We start from the raw sequence: 23,662 nt of genomic DNA on the forward strand, positions 1-23,662 counted from the left end.
CGGCCGGAGCTGCGCCGGTCAGGCGCTCACGTGCTCGGCGGACAGAGCCCAGGCGGCGTACCCGCCGAGGATGTCGGAGACATCGGCGAAGCCCTGGTGTCGCAGCAGGCTCGCCGCGATCGAGGAGCGGTGCCCGCCGGCGCAGTGCAGGACGAGGGGCTGGTCGGCGGGCAGCTCGCCGCTTCGCGCGGGCAGTTCGCTCAGGGGGATGTGCAGGGCGGATTCGATGAAACCGTTCGCCTCGCGTTCGCCGCAGGTGCGGACGTCCACGACGACGGGAGGGTTGCTGCCGGCGAGGGCGGTACGCAGGTGCGCGGCGGTCACGCGGCTCGCCGGGGCGACGTCGTCGGCCAGCGTCTCCAGGGCGTCCTCGGGGTTGCGAAGGTAGCCGGCGGCGCGGTCGAAGCCGATCCGGGCCAGGCGCGTGACGACCTCCTCCTCCCGGTTCTGCGGCGCCATGACGACCAGTTCGTCGGCCGGGTCCAGCACGGTGCCGGCCTGCTCGGCGAACCGCCCGTCGGCGGGCACGTTCACCGCGCCGCGCAGGTGCCCGGCGGCGAACTCCTGCGGATCGCGGGCGTCCACGACGACTGCCCCCGCGGCACGCAGTTCGGTGAACTCGGCGAGCGTCAGCGGCCGCGGGGCCGACGAGGCGTCGTACCTGGCGCGGTCCCTGCGGTTCAGTTCGGCGTCGTAGGCGAAGTAGCCGGGCGCGGCGGACTGGCCGGCGGTGACGAGCGCGACGAACTCTGCACGGTCCATCGACGCACAGGCGTAGTTGGTGGCACGCTGCTCGCCGATGGTCGACTGCTTCGCGGTCGAGAGGTTCTTGCCGCAGGCGGAGCCGGCGCCGTGCGCGGGGAAGACACGGACCTCGTCGGCAAGGCCCATCAGCTTGTTCTGGACGCTGTCGTGGAGCATCGCGCCCAGCTCCTCGGCGGTGACGCCGACGGAGGCGAGCAGGTCCGGACGGCCGACGTCGCCGATGAACAGCGCGTCGCCGGTCAGGACGCCGTACGGGACGGAGTCGTCGGCGCGTTCGTACACGAGGATGCTGATCGACTCCGGGGTGTGCCCAGGCGTCTCCAGGATCTCCAGGGTGACGTCGCCGAGGGAGATGCGCTCGCCCTCCGCGAGCTTGCGGATCGGGTAGTCGGTCTCCGCGCGTCGGCCGTAGCCGATCCAGGCACCGGTCTCGTCCGCCATCTCCAGGTGGCCGGCGACGAAGTCCGCGTGGAAGTGCGTGTTGATCACGCCGACCACTGTGAGCCCGTGCGCGGAGGCGTCGGCCAGGTACTCGGAGACGTCCCGCCGCGGGTCGACCACCACGGCCTGACCGGTCGTCCCGTCGGCGATCATGTACGACGCGTGGGAGAGGCAGTCGAGGTAGTACTGGGTGAAGAACACGGCAATCCCTTCATGAGGAACACGCACGCCGAGGCGGGTGCGAAGGTGCTGGGGCGCGGGGCGGTCCTACGCCCGGAGTGGCGGGGCCCGGCCCGGTGGGTCCCGGTGGTCGGACGGTGTGAGGGGTCGTACCGCGTACGAGTTGACGACCGGTGCGGGCTCCGCCCGCGGTGCCGCCACCCGCGACGGTGACGGCATCCGCCCCGTCGGCCATGAGCTGTTCGGCCGCCCGGACGCTCCGGGTAGCTCTCGATACCCCCATGGGTATTTATGTACTCGACGGTAAAGCGGCTCCGTGAGGGAAGTCAAATACCCCCATGGGTATTGTGGGTCACATGGTGAACCCGCTTGAGGTGTTCGATTCAGAATACCCGTAGGGGTATTCTGAACTGCGTGTATGTAGGCCGATGGCAGCTGCAAGACCCGCTGCGAAGCCCGCTGAGCGGGAGCGGTCCCACGCAAGGCCCGCAGCAGGTGCACCTCCGGCAGGCCATCCGCATACGCCCGACGCTTTGCCCACCCCGTCACGGCACGGAGGAGATCCGCTCGTGAACGCCCTGCCCACGGCCACCTCGCCGACCCGCGCCCCCCGGCCTCCGGTCCGCCTCGGCCTGCGGGAGAACCGGCTGCAGTTCTCCCTGCTCGTCGTCGTCAATATCGCCGTGGGCGGCCTGGTGGGCCTGGAACGAACCACCGTGCCGCTCATCGGCACCGACACGTTCGGTCTGACCGGCGACCTGGCGGTCTTCTCCTTCATCATTGCTTTCGGCCTCACCAAGGCCCTTACCAACCTCGCAGCCGGAACCCTGACGGCCCGCTTCCGCCGCAAGCAGCTCCTCATCGCCGGCTGGCTGATCGGCATCCCCGTACCCTTTGCTCTCGCCTGGGCACCGTCCTGGGGATGGATCGTCGCCGCGAACGTCCTGCTCGGCCTCAACCAGGGCCTGACATGGTCGATGACGGTCAACATGAAGATCGACCTCGTAGGCCCCGCGCGCAGGGGCCTGGCCACCGGCCTCAACGAGGCAGCGGGCTACACCGCCGTCGGCGCCACCGCCCTGCTCACCGGCTACCTCGCCACCGGCTACGGCCTGCGCCCCGTCCCGGAACTCATCGGTGCCGTCTTCGTCGTCGCCGGCCTTGCCCTGGCCCTCGTCGTACGGGACACCGCCGCGCACGTCGCCCTCGAACTCGCCCAGCACGCCGCGCCGCTGCCCACCGGCGAGAGCACGGGACCGGCCGCCACGTTCGCGCGGACCTCCTGGCGCGACCGCTCCCTGCGCGGCGCCAGCCAGGCAGGGCTGGTCAACAACCTCAACGACGGCCTGACCTGGGGCGTCTTTCCCCTGCTCTTCACCGACCACGGCCTGGGGCTGGCCGCAGTCGGCCTCATCAAGGGCCTCTACCCGATCCTCTGGGGCATCGGCCAGATACCCACCGGCCACCTCGCCGACCGCATCGGGCGAAAGCCCCTCATCGTCACCGGCATGTTCGTCCAGGCCGTCGGCTTCGTCCTCGCCCTCGCCCTGCTGGACCGCCCCCTCCTCGCGGGCATCCTGTCCGCCGTCGCCCTCGGACTCGGCACCGCCATGGTCTACCCCGCGCTCATCGCCACCGTCTCCGACCACGCCCACCCCGCCTGGCGCGCCAACGCCCTGGGCACCTATCGCTTCTGGCGCGACATCGGCTACGCCGCCGGAGCCCTGGTAGCCGGCATCCTCGCCGACGCTTGCGGCCTGAATGCAACCGTCATCGCAGCCGCCGTCCTCACCGCCGGCTCGGGACTCCTCGCCGCCCGCTGGATCACCGACACCACGAAGCACTGACGACCACACGCGACTCCTGGCGACGACAAGGTGCCCTCACCGGATCGAACGATGCCACCACACCTGTGGCACCCACCGGGACAGAGTGCTCCTCAAGGCTGCGCGGGGGCGCCCCGGCGCGGGGGCCCGGTCACGGAGGTGGTGGCGGAACGCCGGGACGGCCGGGACCCGGGTCCTTCGGCTACCGCTGAGCCCACCGGGCGGCCCACGCGGCCCGGTGGGCTCAGCGGCGGATCACGACCAGGACGCGGCCACCAGCGAGCGCTCCGCAGCCGCCAGGTGCACGGCGGAGGCGAGCCAGGCCCTTGTGTAGGCGTCGGCCGAGGGGTCGGTCAGACGGCCGAAGGCGTCGCGGGGGCGGCGGCCCGCCTCCGTTGTCAGGGCCTGTGCGAGGTGGGCGGCTCTGCCGAGTCCCGCCCGGGTCAGGCGGGCGGAGAGCGAGGCCGCGTCCGTGCCGCGGCCCGCCTCGGCCACGGCACGGCGACCGCCCGCGACGCCCGTCTCCAGCAGGCGCCGGACACGCCACAGAGGTGCCTCCGCGAGCGGGTCGGGGCCCGCGGCGACCGGCCCGCAGGCCGTAGGTCCTGCGGTCTCGCGGGGGAAGTGCTCGCCCTGAAGCCGGTCGTAGCCCAGGTCGGCACGGCCCTTCCACTCGTCCGGCAGCCGCAGCGTGGCGGACGCCCCCGGCACCGGCCCGACCGCCAGCGACAGGAGCGTCGCCGCCCGGTCCAGGTCGGGGCGGCCGAGTACGCGCAGGGCGAGCCCCCGGTGTTCGGCGATCCGGCGCAGATTGGCTGCGTGCGGGAGCTCCGGGTGGGGGTGTGCAGGACGGAGCCGCAGCATCGGTCCCTCACCGGCGGCGCGGACGACGACAGAATCGCCGGCCGGGCCGATCACCTCGACGTCGCAGCCCAGCAGACTCGGCGCCGTACTACCGGGCGCGCCCGCCCCGGACGCGCCGTCGGCGAGCACGGCGGTCATCGCCTCCTGCACCGGTCGGGCGAAGAGGGCAGCGGCAGGTTCCTCGGACCAGTCCACCCCGCGCAGTGGCGTCGCGCCGACCCCCCGCCCCGCCCCGAGCCGCCCGTCCGCGGAGACGGTCGCGCCGACGATCCGTAGACCCCCGCGCGCCAGCCCGGCGTGGTCGAGGACGGCACCGCCGAGCGCCACGGACGCGGACCCCGCGCCCTTCACACGGGCGAGGCCACCGGGGCGCACGTCGGACACCGTGTAACCGGCGCCGTCCGAACCGACCAGGTGCGTGGTCACTCCGCCGTACCCCGTCGCGGAGAGCACCGGCTCCCGGCACAGGCCGTACACCCGCAGGCTGCCGCCCTGTTCGTAGACCCGGCGCGCGGAGCCCGCCGCATCCGTGCCGGCCGATCCGGATGCGAGCGGGGCGGTGCCGACCAGCAGCTCACGGAAGGCTCCGGTGAGGTCGGCGAGACGTTGTCCCTCGCTCCGCTCCCGCGCGGCCCTCAGGCCCCGTACGACTCGCAGCGCGGCCGCTTCGGCCCGCGGCAGCCCGGCCAGCCGCGCGGTGTGGGCGGCACGGAGCAGCTCGGCCTGCACCACGGCACCGCCCGCCACGACGCCGGCGGACAGGGCCTCGGCGGCGGCGTCCCACAGCGCCGTGGCGGCGCGTACCTGCGCCGCGGTCAGGGCGGCCGGTGCGACCGCCGTGGCCGCAACGTCGGCGTCGGGGGCGGTGGGCGCGGCCGCCTCTGGCCCCGCGCCCGTGTCGGGGGCCGTGCCCGAGCCTGCGGTCCCACCCGTACCCGGGTCGTCACCCCCGCCCGCGTCGCCCTCCCCATCGGCGATGGGCGCCGCGCCCAGAACCGCGGCCCGGTGCAGGCAGCGCGGGGCCAACAGGCAGGTGCACGCGGTCTGTTCCGGGTTCGTGACCGTGCCGGACGGGCCCGGGCGCAGCGTGACCGTGGCGTCCTCGCCGAAGCGGACCTCGACCGCCCCGTCGCCCGTGGCGGAACCCTGGTCGGCGCAGCCCGAGATCGCCGCGTCGAGTTTCTTGCGCAGCCGTGCGCTGAGCCGCTCCACGGCGTCGGCGAGGACGTCGGGGGCGACGGGAGGCAGGAGTTCGTTGCTCAACGGGGTTCTCCACGGAGGCGGTCGCCCACCCAGCGGGCGAGTTCGAGAGGGCTGAGGGCGGCCACCGGCATACCGGCCGCGACGAGTTGGCGCGCCACGGACACCGAGTAGCGCGGCGTGCCGGTGTCGTCGAGCGCCGCGCAGCCCAGCAGGTGGGCGCCGGAGGACGCCAGGGCACGCACCTCGCCCAGCAGCCCGCCGAGCGGCGCGCCCTCCTCGAAGTCGCTGACCACGACGACGAGTGTGCGGCTCGGCACGGTGATCAGCGAACGCGCGTGCGCGAGACCGGCCGCGATGTGCGTACCACCGCCGACCCGGACCTCCAGCAGCAGCGACAACGGATCCTCGACCCGGTCGGTCAGGTCGATCACCTGCGTGGAGAAGGCCAGGAAGTGCGTGGACAGGGTCGGAACCCCGCCGAGAACCGCAGCCGTCAGCGCCGACCAGATCACCGACGCCTCCATCGAGCCGGAGACATCGACGACGAGGACCAGGCGCCAGTCCGCCTCCTTGCTCACCCGCGTGCTGAACAGCGGGCGCTCCGGTACGACGACGAGCCGGCCGTCCTCCGTCCGCCGGGTGTGGGCGAGATTGGCCCGCAGGGTACGGGCGAGGTCGAGGCGCCCGCCGGGCCGTCGGGACGGGCGCGGGGTGGCCAGACCGGTGAGCGCCGGGCGCAGGCGGGTGGCCAGTTGCCGGGACAGCTCGTCGACGAGCCGCTTCACCAGCGGACGCAGCCGGGCGAGTTGGGCCTCGGGCATTCCTCCGGCCAGGGACAGCACCGAACCGAGCAGCTCCACCGACGGGCGTACCGACACCGGATCGAGCTGCGCGAGCACGTCGGTGCGACCCGCGTCGGCGGCCTCCGCGAGGACCTCCTCGCGTACGTCGGTGCCGAAGAGGGCCTCCAGCTCCTGCGCCCACTCCCGCGCGGTGGGGAAGGACGGATCCTGGCCGCCACCTTGACCTGGTGCGCCGCCGTCCAGGTCCTGGGCGCCTTCACCGCGCCCGCGGCCGTAGAGCTCGTCCAGGGCGCGGGCGTACCGGCGCGCGTCGCCGGTGAGCCGTTCCTTGTGACGGCCGAGCAGCAGCCGCCAGCGGTCGGCACGGCCGAGCCGTCGGTCCGCGTCGTCCGCGGCGGCGCTGTCCGCCGCGGGTGGGGACGCGGGGCAGGGAGCGCCGGCCGAGTCCGGGCCCGGGTCCGTTCCCGCGTCGGCGTCGGCGTCCGCGACCGGCAGGCCCAGGGCCTTCAGCGCTGCCGATCCGGCCGCATCGGCCGCTGCCCACAGGGCGAGCAGCCCGGGCGGGGCGTCCAGCGACAGGTCGAGCCGGTCGCCGAGGCGCTCCGTCACGGTGGTGAGTAGCCGCTCGCGTGCGGCCGGGGCCAGTGTGTCGAAGCCGCTGCGCAGGGCCGGGAGCCGGTCGAGGAAGTCCTGGTCGGACAGCGCGTCAACCCGGTCCATGAGTGCGGTGAGCGCATCCGGCGACGCCTGGAGCAGGGGACCGGCGGCGGTGAGCAGCCCGGCAAGACGCTTCGCCAGTGCCCGGCGCGTATCCGGAGCCGTGGCCCCGTCGATCCAGCCGGCGGTACGCTCGCCCAGCCCGGCCGCGTCGTCCAGGTCGAGCAGCACGCGTACGGCCACGGCCGCGCCCTGGATGAGCGGGGAGCCCTCGGCCGCCAGCTCGGCGAGCGCCCGGTCCAGCCGCAGTCCCAGGTGACGGGCGGCCGTCCGGTCCGCCAGCGCCACCAGCGCCCCGGCGTCGGCGCCACTGTCGCTGCCGGCGAGGCCGGGCAGGGACCGGACCGTGGCCTCGAGGAGTTCCTCCGTGAGCGCGCCGGCCGTCGTACGGGCGTCCTGCGTCGTGCCGGGGTAGTGGCCGCGCCGCAGTCCCTCCAACAGGTCCAGGGCCCGGAGGAGCTCGGGCAGGTCGGCGTTGTCGGGCAGCACGGCGGAGGCCTCGTGCAGGCGCGCGTCGACCAGTCCGGGCAGGCCGCAGCGCGCGGCGGCGGTCAGCCCGGCGAGGATCTGGGCCGGGGTGGGGCCGCCCTCGGCGGCCTCGTGACGCGCCGTCGCGGCGAGCGTGCCGGCGGCGGCCTGGGCCGCTGTCACCCCGCGCACGCCCGCGAGGTCGAGGCGTGCGGGCACGGACGGCGTCCACGTCAGACGCCACTTGGTGCCGAGCGCGGTGCCGTCGCCCGTACTCGCCACGTCCAGGGGTTCGCCGTACGAGGCGCCGATCACCAGCAGCCGCTGGAGCAGTACTTCGCGGCGGCCGTCCAGCGGCGAACGGAGCGGGTCGAGGCGCAGGTCGCGTCGGTCGGGGTCGTCCGGTCGGGGCAGCCGCAGTTCCGCGAGCTCGGCCTCGACCGAGGGGCCGAGACCGGACCGGGGCGCGTGCGGACTGATCCGGCCGCGTACGGTGCCGACGAACACGGCCTCCAGCGCGCGGGCCAGAGCCCGGCCCCGGCCGAGGGATTCGCCCTGGCCGAGCACGGTGGTGACGGCCTCCAGGACTTCGCCGCGCCCGGGAGCGGGCAGTCCGCGCAGGGCGGCCAGGTCGCAGGCCAGGCGCAGCGTCTCGGCGGCCTCGCCGGTCCCCGCGGTGTGACCGCCGCGGCGCATCTCGCGACACAGGCCGGTCACCGCGTCGGACGCCGCCTCCCGGATCCGTTCCGGATCGCCGGCGGCGGTGAGCACCGCCTGCTGCCACAACGGGTCGCGGATTCCGGCCGGGTAGCCGGACCGGGAGTCGAGCAGGTCGAAGGAGTACGGCACGAGGGAGGTCACCGCCGAGCCCTCGGCCGCTTCGGTGCCGTCTTCCCCGGCCCTGCCGGCCGCCCGAACCCCTGCCGCGTCCGTACCGGACCCCCACGTGCGGGGCCCCGCACCGTGCGGCCCGGCCTCGGACGGAACGGCCGCCCGCCCCGTGGTGCCGGAAACGTCCGCCGTCCCGGCCCCGGCCTCCGCTCCGGCATCCACCTCCAAGGACGCGAGAAGCGCGGGTGCGTGCAAGGCGCCGATCACGGCTGCCACCCGGCGCCCGTCCGCCGAGGCGGAGGCGATCACCTGCCGCATCCGTTCCTCCCGTGCCAGGTCGGCGGCGGGTACCGCGGCGTCGGCGCGCAGGGCCCAGCCCACGGCCAGTGCGGCTCGGCGCACCGCGTCCGGGGTGCAACCCGGAGCCAGCACCTCCACCGCGCGGTCCCACAGGTCATCACCGTCCCGGCCGGTCCCGGCGGCGGCGAGCCCTTCGGCGTACGAGCGCCGCACCTGCGTCGTCCCGACGCCGGGAGCAGGGCCAGGACCGGCACCGGGATCAGGACCGGCACCGGGACCGGTGTCGGGCGCACCCGTGGCACCCGTGACCCCCGACGGCGCATCGGCCCCCGGACGTACGGCCTCGCTCCTGTCCGGCTCGCCCACCGGTCCGAGGGCCCCCGACGGCGCATCGGCCCCCGGACGTACGGCCTCGATCCCGTCCGGCTCGCCCACCGGTCCGAGTGCCCCCGCCGACCAGCGCGGGTCTCCGAGGGGAAGGTCGCAGCACACGACCTCCACCCCGCGGCTTCCGGCCCAGCGGACCGCGGCGAGCTCCGGCGAGAAGTCCGCGAACGGGTAGAACGAGAGCCGTCCCCCCTCGCTCGCCCCGGCCAGGGCGACCGGGGCAACGGTTTCGGGGTCCGCCAGGTGTTCCAGCCAGGGCTGGAAGTCGGCCGGCAACTCGACGCAGACCACCTCGGCCCGCGCCTCTTCCAGCAGGGCGGGTACCACCGCGGCCAGCGCCGGACTGTGGTGGCGCACTCCCAGCAGGTACGGCGCACGCGATGCGGCCATTGCGTCCACGGCCATCCGTGGATCGGCGGTCGTCAACGCAGGCTCCCGCGCAGGTCCCAGAGCCGGCGCCACATCGCCGAGCCGTTCTCGGCGCGGCGACGCACCGGGCCGTCCCAGTAGCCCAGCAGCCGTGCGTGGTCGGCGGGGTCGTCCTTGCGGACCACGCCGAGCAGATGTCCCGGCAGCAGGTCGAGCACATCCCCGCCGGGCAGGTAGGCGGCCGCGACCCCGAGCGACGCCGTCACCTGGACTGCCTCGGCGGTGGACATGACCGTGCCCGGCCGCTCCACGTCCCAGCCCTCGGTGGAGCGGCCGGAGCGCAGGTCGCGGAAAACGGTGACGAGGGCGTCGAGGACGGCGTCATCGACGGCGAAGGCCGCGCCCGCCCGCTGCACGGCGGCGACAGCCTGGCTGCGTATCAGGACCGCCTCGGCGTCGGCGTCGGCGATCGGGTCGACGGTCTCGAAGTTGAAACGGCGCTTCAGCGCCGCCGACATCTCGGAGACGCCCCGGTCGCGCAGGTTGGCAGTGGCGATGACGGTGAAGCCGGGGGCGGCGCGCACGACCGCGTCCTCGGTGGCGGTCAGCTCGGGTACGCTGATCCGCCGGTCCGAAAGGATGGAGACGAGGGCGTCCTGAACCTCGGGCAGGCAGCGGGTGATCTCCTCGACCCGCACCACCCGTCCGGCCCGCATGGCGGCGAGAACGGGGGAGTCCACCAGGGCCTGCGGGGTGGGGCCCTGGGCGAGCAGCAGGGCGTAGTTCCAGCCGTAGCGGAACGCGTCCTCGGTGGTCCCCGCCGTGCCCTGCACCGTCAGGGCGCTGGTCCCGCTGACAGCGGCCGCGAGCAGCTCCGACAGCATCGACTTGGCCGTACCGGGCTCACCGGTGAGGAGCAGCCCGCGCTCTCCGGCGAGGGTGACCACGCAGCGTTCGACCAGCGCGCGCTCGCCCACGAACTTCGGGGCGATCACCAGCTTCGACGGCAGACCGGCGCGACGCCGGGGCAGGTCCAGCTCCACGCCGTCGCTGCCGCAGACGAACGTGACCACCGCGCGTGGGGTGAGCGCCCAGCCGGGCGGCCGCGGGCCGGGGTCCTGGGCGGCGAGGAAAGCCAGTTCGGTGGCGTGGCGCTCCTCGGCCGGCTGGCCCTGCCGGGCGGGTGCGGTCTGTTCGGTGGCGGTCATCCGGGTGTCCTTCGTCATGGTTCGACAGGTGTGTGTACGGGACGGGGGCCGGCGCGGCGCGCCCGGGGGCGGGCGCGCCGCGCCGTGCTGACGACGGGCGGCCGGTCAGCGGCGGCTCAGGTGCCGTTCGGCGGCTTCACAGCGACGGTGCCTCAGCGGCGGCGCCTCGTACGCCGCACCTTCAGCTCCTCGAAGCGCGGGACGTCGCCGTCGAGAATCCGCTGCCAGGCCCGGGTGAACAGCTCCGCGGCCGGTTCGATCGGCACCAGGGCACCCAGCACCGACCGGCCGCCCGTGGGCACCCCGTACATCGGCAGCTTCCAGTGCTCGACGGGCAGGACGGGCGCCGACTGCTCCGCCCAGGCGCCCGGCAAGAACAGTGAGCGTCCCGCCCGGGTCCGTACGGCCGACACCACCAGGTCGGTCTCGGCCAGTTCGGCCCGCGCCGCCTTGAGACGAGCCGGCTTCCACCCCGTCCATCGCGCGGTGTTGCGGTCCGTCGGGTCGGGCATGGCCAGCAGCATCAGGTACAGCGTCGCCGCGTCGGCGGTCAGGCCGTGCGCCTCGGCGACCTCGGCCACCCGCCCGGGCACCGAACGAGACGGATCCTGTGGCCACCACAGACCCTCGTCGTCCGCCGTGCCGGCCGCGGGTGCGCCCGGGTCGGCCAACAGCCGTGCGAACACCGGGTCGTACGCCCGCCGCAGGGCCGTCTCGACCTCGGTCTGCTGCTGATCGGCGCCGCGCAGTGCCACCAGGTACGGGTCGGAGCCGGTGGAGTCCAGCAGGGCGGGCCGTACGGCCGGCCGGGGCTGGCCGTCCTGCGTGGCCATGAGCACCGCGCCGTACCGCTCGTGGTCCGGTGCCGTCTCCGTCGGGGCGCCGGCCACCTTCCGGAAGTCCGCGAGGCTCGTGTAGTGCCCTGCGAAGAGCAGCAGTTCGGGTGCCGCAAGACGCTGCCGCACGGCGGTCAGCGCGCTCGGCAGCGCCGCCCGCACCGGATCGCCGGCGGGAAGCCGGTGGGCCAGCCAGGCCGTCAGGCCCATAGAGCCGGTCAGCACCGCCGAGGTGAACGGCGCATCGGCGGGCGACGCCGTCGCCGGGTGATCGCCCTCGATGCGCCACGGCACGTCGACGCCGAGCTCCGGCGAAGACGCCGGTTCCAGCAGCGCCGGGAGCGCCCGGTGCACGGGCCAGCTGTTGTGTGCGGCGCGTGCCGCCTCCGCCGCCAGCCAGTCGGGCACCTGCCGGCGCCGTCCCACCTTCTCGTTCCACACGGCGGCCGCCGACGCCACGTCCGGGCCCTCGCTCCACAGCCGTGCCGGGTCGTCGGGCAGGAGCGCCGCGAGCACCGCCCGGCGTACCTCGACCGGGAGCGCGCGCAGTTCGTCGCGGGCGTGTCCCGCCTCGGCCACCTTCAGCCCGAGCGCCTTGCGCAGGTCGGTGGGCAGGAAGTTGTTCTCCCAGCTGTCCACGTCGGGCATGCCCGCGAGAACGATCCGGGCCAGCGCCCCGGAGACACCGGTGAGGCGGCTGAACTCGTCGGCGGACTCCGGCAGGAAGGGCGCTGCCTCATGGGACCGCGCCTCCCCGAGGAAGCCGGTCAGCCAGTCGGCGCCGCGCACCCGGTCGCCCACCGGCGCGTCACCGCTCACGGTGTAGGGGCCGGGCACCTCGAAACGGCCGCTCGGGTCGTGGAGCAGCGCGCCGAACTCCCACCCACCGTCGACGTCGGAGTTGTGCTCGGTGAAGCCGAGCGCAGCACCGCCGCCCAGGGGCAGCACACAGCGGTGCGTGACGTTGCGCCGCTGGCCGTCAGGCGTGTGCAGGAGGGGCGTCGCCAGGCGGACCAGGACCCGGCGCCAGTGACCGGCCGAGGCCGCCGTCGAGGCCAGCCCCAGCGCGTCCACCCGGCCGAGGACTTCGAGCAGGGCCGCCCGGTGTGCCGGGTCGCTGCCGGGTGCGACGGCCCGGTAGGCGATCGCGGCCGGCTCGTCCAGGAGCGAGACGAACGGCAGTCCCGAGTAGGGCAGCGTCGGCAGATCGAAATGCAGCCTGCCCGGCAGTGCTGTGGCGGAGGTGTCCGCGCGCACGGACGCCAGGGTGTCCAGGTAGTGGTGGGTCACGTCGGTGTCCGCGCCGTAGCGGTAGTAGCCGGTACTGACGATGCCGTGCAGCGCCTTGGCGAGCACGTGGTCGCTCGGTCCCTGGACCCGGACCTCGGTGGGCTCGGCTGCGGGGTCGAGCCGTGCGGCCACGGCGTCCAGCGCCTTCTGCTGCCGCACCGCGAAGCGCAGCACCTTCACCACGCCGGCGATCAGCTCGGGTGCCGAGACCTGCGGCAGCGCGGCGCCCACCAGCTCGGGCAGGTCCGCCACCCGCTCCGCGAGCACGGCCGCCTTCAGCAGGGCGCCGGCCGACTCCGTCCCGGCGCGCCGCAGCGCCGCCGACCCCTGCGGATCACGCGCGCGCAGCATGTACAGGTACGGCAGCGGCGGCAGGGCCTGAGCCGCGGTCCCGTACAGCTCGTTGCGGTGGTCGCACTCAGCCGTCGTCGTGACCGTCCCTTCCGGGTCGCTGAGCGACAGTTCGCGCCACTGCTGGGTCAGTGCCCGCGGCCGGTCGTCACCGGGGAACGTCAACGCGGCGATCGGCCTGTCGGCGCCCTTCGGAAGGGTGACGAACCGTCCGGTGGTGTCCTCTCCGTGGTGGCCGCCGTCGGGCAGCCGCACGACCCGCCAGCCGAGGAGCCCGTCCGCGGCCGTCCCCTGGGCCGAACCCGCCACCGCCGGGGCGGGCCGCAGCCAGCACGAGCGGGCCGCCAACTCGGCGCCGGGGGCGTGCCGCAGCAGCGCGTCGGCGAGGAAACCGGGCTGTGAGCGCCGACCGTACGCGCCGCCCACGGGGTCGTACTCGAGCCAGCCGCCCTTGTTCTCCCCGTCCCTGTCCTGCCATACCCAGTACGACGTGCCGTCGGACAGCAGCGCGCGCTCCGCGGGCAGCTTCGTGTCGCCGCTGTGGAGGACCCCGCCGCCGGTGGTGCGGCCGCCGCCGGGCAGCTGCAGGCTGAGGTGGTCCGAACGCATGACCCAGGAGTCGGCGCCGGCGAGAGCGAACACCGTGTCGGGCGCGGTGTGCCAGTAGCCCTGCGGCTCGCCGCGACCGTACGTGCTCCAGAACACCAGCAGCGCACCGTCCACGTAGTGGAAGCCCGTCCGCCACACGGACGTGGTGGGCACCCGCAGGTCGTGCACGAGAACGGTGGAGTCGGCGTCGATGACGCGCGCCTGCGTCGCGTTGGCCACGATCAGATACGGCCAGGCCTCGACGACCGTCAGACCCTCGGTGGTGTGGCGCCCCGGCGCCAGCTCCGTCAGCGCCTCCTCCCACGCCGGCCAGCGCAGCTCCTCCCACAGACCGCCCCGAAGCGTGCGCGCCACGGCCTCACCGAGATCGGCACCGGCCGCGGCCGCGACCTCCTGCGGCGCGAGCGCCAGGGCCTCGGAGGGCAGCCACGAAAGCCGCTCGATCGCCTGCGGCAATCCGGGCAGCCCGGCCGCCACCGACGAGCCGGCCACTTCGCGCATCCACTCGGTGAGCATCGGCCGGCCGCCGGGCGAGGCGGCCAGCCGCCGCATCACGTCCGCACCGGAGGACGCGCTGTTGTAGCTGTTCGCCCCGCGCCCGAAGGCGGGCCGGAAGCGCGGGTCGGCCGCCAGCGCGACCAGGTCCCGCGGTTCATCGCCGCGCGCCCAGTCCGACAGGTTCAGGGCGTTGCCGCGCTGGTGGTGGTCGGACTTCTCCACGGGGTCGGCGACCGCGATCTCCAGCGAGAGCAGGAGGTCCAGCAGGTTCACGTCCTCGACACCGATCCGCAGGAACCGCTCGCCCTCGGGCCGCGCTGCCAGATCGGCACGCAGCCGGACGGCCGCCCGCTCGACCAGCTCCGGCAGGGCTGGCGGCGTCGGGCGCGGTCCCCAACCGCGATGCCGGGCACCGTGGAAGCGCTCCAGCCAGCCCGCCGCGCCGTCGGAGCACTGCTCCTCCTGCGGCAGGCCGGCGTCCACGAGGCCGGCGTCGGCCCCCGACTCCGCCAGGATCCTCAGCCACAGCTCGGTCGTCTCCGCGTTGTCCCCGGGCGGGGTCATCGACAGCAGGGTGCCCCGCACGGACGGAACGCGCCGGGCCAGCGCGACCAGCGCGCCGCAGTGCGACTTCCACCAACCGGCGGCGGCCCGCAAGGTGGCCGGCAGCGGAAGGAGCTCGGCGAGATAGTCCTGCTCCGCCTCGTTGCCGGACAGGGCCGCGGCGCGGGCGAGCCGCTTCAGCTCCACCGCGGCCTGGGCGGACGGCGCGAGACCGCCGGCGGTCCGGCGCACGCACAGCCGCCGGAACCGCTCGAACGCCTCGACGGGTGCCAGCCGGGCCGACAGGTCCTTGCCGTAACCGGTCAGGACCTTCACCGGCAGCGCGCCGGCCAGGGCGAACTCCAGGAACACGGCGTCGAGCCGCTCCTCGTCGACCGTCAGCCCGTGCTGCGCCTCGCTCGTGCGGGCACGGGCGAACAACTGGCCTGCGTACGTGCTGTTCTCGACGCCGAGGAAGACCCGCGCGGCCTGCTCGTAGAAGACGGGCAGGAAGTGCGGGACGGCCGAGGCGAGCCGCCCGGCCAGCTCGTGGCAGGCGTCCAGGGCGGCCTTGGGCTTGGTCCTGGCCTGCCGGGCCAGCCGGTCCAGCTCCGGCACGACCGCCAGGGCGTGGTGCCCGTCCTCGGGGTGGTGCACCAGCACCCACTCGGGAAAGCCGAGTTCCTGGCGCCGGCCGAGACCGACCACGGCCGGCTCGCCCTGCGGCTCGAGTCCGAGGAAGCCGGCGGCGAGGTCCTCGGCGGGGCCCAGTTCTGCCGCGGCCAGCCGCACGACGACCCGGTCGTCGCCGAGCACCGCGTGGCGATAGACCCGCGCGGTCAGCTCGACCGCTGAAGGGCCCGCACCCCGCGAGTCGGCCGGGAGGACCGCGCCCGCCGCGAGCAGCTCCTTGTTGTCGTTCCGAACCGTCCCGGTCACGCGTCCCCACCCTCTTCGATCGTTCGGCCGGCGTACAGCGCAGCGGCCATGCGTATCCCCTCGGACCAGGCCACCGGCCCGACCTCGGTCAGCCGCACCGCGCGGCCGTTTTCGTCGTGCCAGCTCAGCCCGCCGGTCTCCGACTCCCCGTCCCAGTACGGCTCGCCGATCCACACCGACGCCTCCGTGCCGCGGCCCCCGTCACGCACCTTGCATGTGGCGTAGCCACCGGACACCCGGTAGCCGAGGCCTGTGGCGCGCGCCGCGAGACCGAACCGTGAGGCGAACTTCCCGCCCGCGTAGTCCCGTACTTCTGTCGCCGTCTCCGGACGCCCGGCATCCGGCCCGTCCGGCCTGGCCCAGGTCGCCCGGTGGATCTGCTCCACCTTCTGGGTGATGCCGAGGTCGGCCGCGAAGTCCCGTACGTCGTCCAGGTCCGGCAGGAGAACGGGGTGGGGAAGTGTCACCGTGCGCGGCGACAGCCGCACGGTCTCACCGTCGAGGTCGACCACTTTGAGCTCCCCGTCGTCGGTGACGTCCCGCAGAAAGCCGACCTCGTCCGGATCGTCGCCCACGACGGCCATGTCACGCAGCGCCGCCTGCCACGCCTCGTCCGGCCACACCCGCGCGATCAGCTCGGTCGGAACCGGAAGCGACGACACCATCCAGGCATCCACCTGAGCCACGCACGAGGCCGCGTGCCGGTCCAGCCACTCGGCCAGCTGCCTCAGCCGGTCAACCTCGGGACTGTCGCGCAACACCTTCGGCAGCGCCTTCAACTGCCGCCCCCCGACGCGCCGTGCGACCACACGCCCGTCCTCGAGGGTGATCTCGTACCCCTCACCCGCTGCCAGCCACGCCATCAGCCGTGCCCCTCCGTCTGTCCATCAGATGTCAGCGCAGCCCGAACCAAGGGCCACGAAGCCCCTGAACTGCGATATGAGGGGAGACTAACGAGGGCCACTGACAACGCAGGTCGGTCCGCGGTGTCCTCGCTACGGTCTGGCAGGGAACTTGGTGAAGACGGCGACCACGACCGCTGCCGGCGTCCGCGCCGACGGGGCCAGGCACGTGCTTCGGACAACCGAGCCCCATAGCGGGCTTCCTGGCCCCGCACGTCGTTGAGTAGCGGTGAGGCCCGGTCCCGCATGGCCGAATTCGTGTCGCGCACCTATCTGACGGTCCGCTGTTCGCCGGCGTCCGAATCCGGCCGATCGCACGCGGTCAGTGACGGTCAGGAGTGGTCGGCCGCCATGACACGCAGGACGTCGTTGGCGAGCTGCTGGGGGTGGGCGGTCTTCAGGGTCGTGCTCAGCGTCTCCCAGATACCGAAGTGCATGGAGCGGCCGGACGTCTGGCAGTCCGACTCCTTGGCGACCGACCATTCCGAGTCGCCGTAGTAGAAGTGGTACTTCTCGTCGCCACCGACGATCGTCACGCTGCAGCCACATCCGAACCCGTCGTCGTCCTCCGGGTCGTACACGCCGTCCCCGTGAAAGGCGTTCAGTGTCACCGCTCCGTCGTGCTGCTCGGCGAGCAGGGCCGCCACGGCCACCACGGTCTGGTGGGCGTCAGCGGGCACCGGGGCGGAGCCGGGGGCGGCATGCAAGGCGCGCACGGTGGGGGAAGCGTGCTGGGCGACCAGGCCGTGGATCGTGTCGGTCACCGACCGCAGCGCCTCCAGAGCGTTGCTCAGGTTCGTCGGCTGCCCGGCGCCGTCCGGGGCGGGCAGCTCGGCCTCGCCGCGCTCGACGATCCGGCCGACACCGCGCGCGAGTTCCTGGAGCGCGTCGGCGTTGTACTGGAGCTGAACGAAGAGCGCCGAGGCGACCGCTGCGGCATCCTGCGGGGTGTAGAGGGACCAGGGGCTCGACAGAGCCTGGACCGACGCCCCGGCGGTCTCCGCCGCCGCACAGGCCATCTCCACCGAGTCCCCGGGGTCGTGCATGCCGTGCTCGACCGCGGTGCGTACCTCCGTGACGAGGTCGTCGTATGTGTCGGCGGCCTGCTCGTACAGGGCGTTCCATGGAGTGTTGACGTCGAGGCTGGCCGTCAAGGGCTGGCTGATGAACATGCCCCGGATCCTTCCAGACTCGGCCTTCCCCCGCTCGCGTCGGGCGCCCGACTCCTGCTCAGGATGCGGGGATCCGTGAGGTGTTCGATCGTTTCGGTGTCGTGTGCCCGCAGCGCACCAAAATCCTCGCGAGGGTCCCATAGACGATGGATGCCCATCCCTGTGCATGGTGTGGGGACGTCGGGATGTGCTGATGGGCGTGACTGCTCAGCCATCGTCGTCCGTGACTCCCCGTCCAAGGGAACGCTCGGGCGCAAGGCGTGCTGCCGCCCAGGCCATGTCGCTCGCGCCGCCCTTCCCGAGCCGACACGTGGTCGTCGTGCGCGGCATCGAGCGGCGGGCCGCAATGCACGCGAGTCGAGCGCGCACATAGGCCCACCCGGAGGCCTGACCGGGTGCCGCCCGCACAGCCCGCCACCTTGCCGCCGAGTTGTTCCAAGCCCCATCGCCTCTGGCCTTGACCGGCTGTTACAAGACAGCGACAGAGCCCCGATGAACGTCTGCCTCCACAGTGTCGTCGTTTCTAGTGACTACACCAATCGGTATGTAGGTGCCCTTTGGTGTGAAGAGCTGTTCTCAGCATAGAAAGGGTAGATCTGTGATGATCTCGAAGCGGCACTCCCTGCGCACAGCCGTCGTCGGTGTCCTCGGCGCGGCCTCCCTTGCCATTGCGGGCACCGCGATGGCAGCCACCCCGGCCGCGAACGTCGGCGTCGCGCAGAAGGCCGTACCCGCCAAGGCGGGCATCACGGCCAAGCCGTCGGTGTCCTCCGTCCCTGCCTGGCAGCTGTTCCGGGTCACAGGCCAAACCAACGGTCTCAAGCCGGGCAGCAAGGTGACTCTTCAGCAGAAGCAGCACAGCGAGTGGGTCAGCCTGCCCGCTTCCACGACCATCTCGCGGAACGGCTCCTACTCACTCGGAGTCAAGCTCGGGCTGAAGGGCAAAAACGATCTGCGCATCGTCAGCGGCACCACGGCTTCACCGGTCTTCAACGTGACGGTCCGCTGAGACGCGTGCCACTGTCGTAGAGGCGGGCCGGCTGCCGGCACCGGGGTGGTTTCGCCCGCCCCGGTGTCCGGTTCCCGGTGTACTTGTGGTGTTGGTGCGGGCGGAGCCGATGGAGCCGAACGTGTCGCCGACCTGGTGCCCCAGGCCGAGAACGGTGTTGATGCCGCTCTTGCAAATACTGCTTACGCGCTCGGTTCGCTGTACGACCTCGTGGAAGACCTCCTCGTAGCGCTGTGAGGCATCGGCCGGGTAGCTGGTACGGGCGGGGATGAGAACGAAGCCGACTGACTGATCGGCCACCCCACGCATGGGGGGTGAGGTGCCGTGCCATCGGCGGCCGGGAGTTGCCTGCCCCGGCCCTGGGGCTGTTGGGGCTCCGGGGCTACGTTCGCCGTCTCGCAGAGTCCGCGGATCCGAGTTCCCGTTCTGTGGCCGTTGCGACATTCTTCAGGACGGGGCTGCGGCGGGCTCGGGCTCGGCCGTGCTGCGGGCGGCGAGTCAGCACTCGGCCTCGAAGGCGGTGGTGCCGGCGGCGGTGATGGCCTGGCGGCAGGTGTGGTCGACGACGTCACCGGCGGCGAGGACGCAGGGGAGGTTGATGCCGGTGGAGGGTGATTCCACGTTGATGTAGCCCTCGTCGTCCAGGCCGGCCTGCTGGTTGGACTGCCGGTGTTCGGTTGGGTGCGGTCGTTGGGCGGTACCGCGGTGTGACGCCGCTCGCGAGCTGGCCGGGGAAGTCGAGGATCTCCTGGCCGACGGGGGCGGGGTGATGAGTACGCACAGGGCCAGGGCGCTGATCACGGTTGTTGTCTCGTCCAGTCGGCTGTGTGCCTTGGTCCGGTGGCGAGCCGGAGGATGACGGTGATCGCGAGTAGCGCTGCCACGTCGATCGTCAGCAATCTGCTGGACCACCCTGCCGGATCGGGCTGCCTTCGGGCGTGGAGGCGGAGCGCGGCGTGCCGGGCTTTGGGGCCTGGCCGTAGTGCTGGAGGTTCGCCGGTGAGAGACGGTGAACCGATTGTCTGGCCGGATCCGGCATCGGCGGCGCGGCACCCCCGGGGACCTACAGGTGCTGCTGGATCTACCAGGGACGAACCTGGCTGATCACCGGGATCGTGCTTGGCGCACTTGTACTGCTCGCTCGGCTCGTTGCCTGACCCCGAGGTAACCGCAGGCGAGTCTGCACGCGAGGCCGTGAAGACTGGCTTGCGCACATCCCCACCGCGGCGGCCGGTCTTCACGGCCTCGCGATCGGGACCGAGCGCCGCCCGGCATCGCCGGACCGGCGTGGGAGACGGAAGCCGCGGCCGGGTTGCAGGAGGCGGAACGCAAGGTCCGATACCCGCCAGCGCCGATCTCCACCATGTCGCAGCCTGAGGAAGTGGTCAGATGCCGGGCCCGGCCGACCACCGGAACCGCCTCTTTTCGAAAGGTCTCTCCATGTCTTCCCGTCTGGACTCCAAGGTTTTCGTCGTCACTGGCGGCTCTTCCGGCATCGGCCTCGCTGTCGCCCGGCGGCTCGCCTCGGAAGGCGCTGCTGTCGTCATCGGCGCCCGCCGCAAGGATGTCGGTGAGGATGCTGCCGAGAACATCCGCGCCACGGGTGGTCAGGCGTTCTTCGTTCCCACCGACGTCTCCGTCGAGGCCGACGCTGCCGCCCTGGTCGCGGCGGCGCTCTCCCAGTTCGGCCGCCTGGACGGGGCGTTCAACAATGCCGGCTCCGTCAACGCTTCCGGCCCGGTGTCCAGCATTGACAGCGCCGCGTGGAACGCCGAGATCGCACAGAACGTCACCAGCGTCTTCAACTGCCTCAAGCACCAGATCCCGGAGGTACTCAAGACCCGTGGAGCGATCGTCAACAACGCCTCGAACATGGGTGTCGTCGCGCTGCCCGGTGTTGCTCCGTACGTCGCCGCCAAGCATGCGGTCGTGGGCTTGACCCGGGCCACTGCGCTCGAAGTGGCCGAGCAGGGTGTGCGTATCAACGCCATCACCACTGGCGGCGTCGACACACCGCTGGCCCGCGGCTCCATGATGACCAGCGACGAGGCTGTCGCGCAGATCTCGGCGATGCATCCGGTGAACCGCATCGCCCGGCCCGAGGAGATCGCCCCGCTCGTAGCGTTTCTGCTGAGCGATGAGTCCTCGTTCATAACAGGTGCGGCCCTCGCGATCGACGGCGGATTCACCACCCGCTGATCCGGACGGAGTCCTGGTCGGCCGCTGCCGCAGGGCAACGCGCTCGGGAGAGGCCTTGAAACAGCCCCGGGAGGCCGTCCTGCCTGCGGTTTCCCTCCTGGGGGATTGGTGCAATCGCCCAGGGCTGCACGCATGAGAACGGTGCTGCACCGCAGGGTGCAGCACCGTGGTGCCCGGCCGGGTGGCCGGGTCGGGAGGTGGTGGAGGTGCCGGACGGGCGCTGGGGGAGTGCCGGTTGGTTGCACCCACCATAGGATCGGCCGGCCGCGGAACGGCAACAGGCGGGAGAGTGTGGTGGCCGGGCAGGTCGCTGATCGCCCCATTGTTGCCGGTGCCTTGTTCGCAGCCGCCACCGCAACCTTCGTGGTGATCGCGGAGGTGCTGCACAGCCATCGCCGGGCCCAGCGGGAGACGAGGCGGCAGGTGACCGAGCCGGTCGACGAGTCATGGTTCACCAGCGGCGCCCTGGACAGCTTCCCCATGGATGCCGTCCGTCTCCTCCTGCTCGCACCGGGCGTCCCAGCCTGCGTCGGCTCCGTACCGCGTGGATCCTCGCCACCCACGGGCACGATGCTGCCTGGCTGGCACACAATCTCGATCTGCTGACGGACCTGGCCCGCCCCCTGACCGACGCCGCCACCCGCGAGCGGCACTGACCGGCACGGTTCACACGTCGGCCCGGGTGCCGGGTTCCATCACCAGTGTCGTTGTCCGGCGAATATGGGCAGGGAAGCGTTGTCCGGCCTGGAGGTTCGCAGAATCATCGAGCCAGGCCCGGGATAGCTGATAGCTGCGTTCAGCGGATCTGCCTGGTTGTGCCATCTCATGGCATCGGTTCCTCGCTTTCAGGCCTGGCGGGCGTAGGACGCGAGGCGATCGGCGAGCCCGATGACGAGGTCGCGCAGTTCATCGGGGCGCTCGATGACGAACGGCAGGTCGAGTGAGGCGAGTACCGGAGGCAACCAGTCGAGCCGCTCCGCCCGCAGCTCGACCCGCAGCCAGCGCTCGGTTGCCCGGTCCTCGCCTGTCGCGGGCTCGTGCTCCTCCAGGCTCGCGACGCTGGCGGGAAGGCGGGCGCGGATCTGCTCGGCTGTCCCGTGGATCCGCAAGGTCACCTCATGCTGGTACTCGGCCGTGGCGAACCCTGACAACACGCGCTGTGCCGGACCGGGACCTGCAGGCGCTTCGAACGAGCCGGGCAGGGTCCGCGCGTCGGTGATGCGATCGAGCCGAAAGGTTCGGTCCTCGCCGATCCGGGCGTCCCTGCCCGTGACGTACCACCGGCTCGAATGGGTGACGACCCCGTACGCGTGCAACGTGCGTTCGCTGCGCCGTCCGTCGCGGTCGGTGTAACGGATCGAGACCGGTCGACGGTGGCGCACCGCGTCGGCGAGGGTGAGCAGGACCCCGGCGTCCGGGGTGTCGGACTCTCCGGGCTGTTCGGTGAAGGCGAGGGATTCCAGGAGTGCGTCGAGCCGGCGGGCGATGTGCTTGGGCAGCACCCGCCGGATCTTGGCCGATGCCGTCTCGTTCGCCGTGTGCTGAGTTGTCGTCAGCCCGGCCCGACGGCCGGCGACCAGGCCGAGCAGCACGGCCAGCGCCTCATCGTCGCTGAGCATGAGCGGAGGCAAGCGGTACCCGGGGGCGAGCCGGTATCCGCCGTAGCGGCCGCGCATCGATTCCACGGGCACGTCGAGGTCGATCAGCTGATCCACGTACCGCCGCACGGTGCGCCCGTCGACGCCGAGCCGGTCGGCGAGTTCGGCCACGGTTCGGGTGCCGCCCGACTGCAGCAGCTCCAGGAGTGTCAGCACGCGGCCAGTGGGTCCAGGCATGTGCACAACCTAACGCGAATACAGGACCGATTCTGTCCACTAATTCTCCTAGCCTGCGACGTGCACGTTTCCACACAGCCAAGGAGATCCCCCATGGACTTCGTCTCGATCCGCATCATCACCAGCGATGTAACGCGTCTCGTCGAGTTCTACGAGCGAGCCACAGGAGTGCGGGCGGGGTGGTCCACCGAGGACTTCGCCGAACTCAAGACCCCGGGCGCCACCCTCGCGATCGCCAGTACCCGTACCGTCCCGCTGTTCGCCCCGGGCTCTGCCCGCCCGGCGGACAACCACAGCGTGATCACCGAGTTCCTCGTCGACGACGTGGACCGCGTTCACCAGAACCTGACGGGCTTCGTCACCGATTTCGTCAACGAGCCCACCACGATGCCCTGGGGCAACCGGTCGCTGCTGTTCCGCGACCCCGACGGCAATCTCGTCAACTTCTTCACCCCCGTCACTCCGGCGGCTGTCGAAAAGTTCGCGCGCTGACGCCACACACAACCGCGCACCGGGGCCCTGAAATCCCGGGGCCCCGGTGAACGCGGCCGCGTAGTCCAGGAGCGCAGTCGGCAGGGGGCACGGGAACACACGAGCGCCATCAGCAGGGAGCGCAGGAACGTACCGCTGACCCTCGAAGGACGGCTGCGCTCCGTAGCGGTCGGGCGAGACGGTGCTGCTGTACCACGGCGGGTGCACCCGCGCGCAAAAGTCCCCATCATGCGCACGCCTTCGCCTCCTGCCATCCAGGTGCACCTCGCGCCCCGCATGCATGCCGTGGCCGGGTGTTCGCGCAGGCCAATCGTGGCTGTCACGTCGGTCCTCTCACATCCGACGCTGCCACCGTTCGGCGTCTGTTGCGCAGATCGCCGGACCCCGGGGCGGGGCGGAGGGGGGAAGTGCGGGCTGTTCGGCGCGCCAGACGAGGGTCATCTGGAGCAGGTCACGGCGGCGGTCGTGGCCGCGCAGCACCGCTTCGGCATCGACGTCTCCGGCCAGTCCTGCCCGGTCGGTTCCTTCTGGCCTCGGCCGCACCCACCGGCAGGGCCCCGAGGACACCCGTCCTCTGCGGCTCGTCACCGCCGTCCGGGCCGCGGTGACGTCCTGGTGCTGGCGA

At 72.7% G+C, this 23,662-nt stretch carries 13 protein-coding genes and 1 pseudogene; 5 read left to right on the top strand and 9 right to left on the bottom strand.

All coding sequences use genetic code 11. The annotated features are described in order from the left end of the window. Positions 1 to 18 precede the first annotated feature (18 nt). Positions 19 to 1,407, bottom strand: coding sequence for a rhodanese-like domain-containing protein (locus AB0D53_RS20460; RefSeq protein ID WP_362448453.1), 1,389 nt, complete (start codon positions 1,405 to 1,407; stop codon positions 19 to 21). Between the two features lie 548 nt (positions 1,408 to 1,955). Between AB0D53_RS20460 and AB0D53_RS20465 the strand changes: the two genes are divergently transcribed. Continuing rightward, positions 1,956 to 3,233 (top strand): MFS transporter, encoded by a 1,278-nt coding sequence (locus tag AB0D53_RS20465; RefSeq protein WP_362448456.1) that lies wholly within the window; start codon positions 1,956 to 1,958, stop codon positions 3,231 to 3,233. 234 nt (positions 3,234 to 3,467) lie between these two features. Here the strand turns inward: AB0D53_RS20465 and AB0D53_RS20470 are convergent, their stop codons facing one another. The 6 genes from AB0D53_RS20470 to AB0D53_RS20495 form a co-directional block, all read right to left on the bottom strand. Next, positions 3,468 to 5,339, bottom strand: a complete 1,872-nt coding sequence (locus AB0D53_RS20470; RefSeq protein ID WP_362448459.1) for a hypothetical protein — start codon at positions 5,337 to 5,339, stop codon at positions 3,468 to 3,470. Beyond that, complete coding sequence (locus AB0D53_RS20475) at positions 5,336 to 9,190, bottom strand: DUF5682 family protein (RefSeq protein ID WP_362448462.1); 3,855 nt, start codon at positions 9,188 to 9,190, stop codon at positions 5,336 to 5,338. Before AB0D53_RS20475 ends, AB0D53_RS20470 begins: the two co-directional genes overlap by 4 nt. A gap of 17 nt (positions 9,191 to 9,207) precedes the next feature. Next, entirely contained in the window at positions 9,208 to 10,362 is a 1,155-nt protein-coding gene (locus AB0D53_RS20480; RefSeq protein ID WP_362448778.1) for an AAA family ATPase, read from the bottom strand. 152 nt (positions 10,363 to 10,514) lie between these two features. Beyond that, positions 10,515 to 15,428, bottom strand: a complete 4,914-nt coding sequence (locus AB0D53_RS20485) for a DNA-binding protein (protein WP_362448465.1) — start codon at positions 15,426 to 15,428, stop codon at positions 10,515 to 10,517. Beyond that, positions 15,425 to 16,291: a DUF4132 domain-containing protein gene (locus AB0D53_RS20490; protein ID WP_362448468.1), complete on the bottom strand. Its 867-nt coding sequence runs from the start codon at positions 16,289 to 16,291 to the stop codon at positions 15,425 to 15,427. The genes AB0D53_RS20485 and AB0D53_RS20490 overlap by 4 nt, the downstream gene beginning before the upstream one ends. Before the next feature lie 371 nt (positions 16,292 to 16,662). Beyond that, on the bottom strand, positions 16,663 to 17,502 hold the full coding sequence (locus tag AB0D53_RS20495; protein WP_362448471.1) for a hypothetical protein: 840 nt from the start codon (positions 17,500 to 17,502) through the stop codon (positions 16,663 to 16,665). Between the two features lie 601 nt (positions 17,503 to 18,103). On the opposite strand from AB0D53_RS20495, the gene AB0D53_RS20500 reads away from it, so the two are divergent. After that, a complete protein-coding gene (locus AB0D53_RS20500) occupies positions 18,104 to 18,511 on the top strand; it encodes a hypothetical protein (RefSeq protein WP_362448474.1) in 408 nt (135 codons plus the stop codon). Positions 18,512 to 19,009: 498 nt separating this feature from the next. Here AB0D53_RS20500 and AB0D53_RS20505 read toward each other — a convergent pair. Then, a pseudogene (locus AB0D53_RS20505) lies at positions 19,010 to 19,156 on the bottom strand (thioredoxin-disulfide reductase); the annotation flags it as partial. Positions 19,157 to 19,951: 795 nt separating this feature from the next. Between AB0D53_RS20505 and AB0D53_RS20510 the strand changes: the two are divergent. Together AB0D53_RS20510 and AB0D53_RS20515 are read left to right on the top strand one after the other, a co-directional pair. Beyond that, positions 19,952 to 20,710, top strand: coding sequence for an SDR family oxidoreductase (locus AB0D53_RS20510; RefSeq protein ID WP_362448477.1), 759 nt, complete (start codon positions 19,952 to 19,954; stop codon positions 20,708 to 20,710). 294 nt (positions 20,711 to 21,004) lie between these two features. Continuing rightward, a complete protein-coding gene (locus AB0D53_RS20515) occupies positions 21,005 to 21,316 on the top strand; it encodes a hypothetical protein (RefSeq protein WP_362448480.1) in 312 nt (103 codons plus the stop codon). Positions 21,317 to 21,555: 239 nt separating this feature from the next. On the opposite strand, the gene AB0D53_RS20520 is transcribed toward AB0D53_RS20515, so the two are convergent. Next, positions 21,556 to 22,545 (bottom strand): YafY family protein, encoded by a 990-nt coding sequence (locus tag AB0D53_RS20520; protein WP_362448483.1) that lies wholly within the window; start codon positions 22,543 to 22,545, stop codon positions 21,556 to 21,558. 93 nt (positions 22,546 to 22,638) lie between these two features. Here AB0D53_RS20520 and AB0D53_RS20525 point away from each other — a divergent pair, with 93 nt between their 5' ends. Then, positions 22,639 to 23,037 carry a VOC family protein gene (locus AB0D53_RS20525; protein WP_362448486.1) on the top strand — a complete coding sequence of 133 codons (399 nt, stop codon included), beginning with the start codon at positions 22,639 to 22,641 and terminating at the stop codon, positions 23,035 to 23,037. Positions 23,038 to 23,662: the final 625 nt, after the last annotated feature.

Source organism: Streptomyces sp. NPDC048295 (genome assembly GCF_040652135.1).
Lineage (GTDB): Bacteria > Actinomycetota > Actinomycetes > Streptomycetales > Streptomycetaceae > Streptomyces.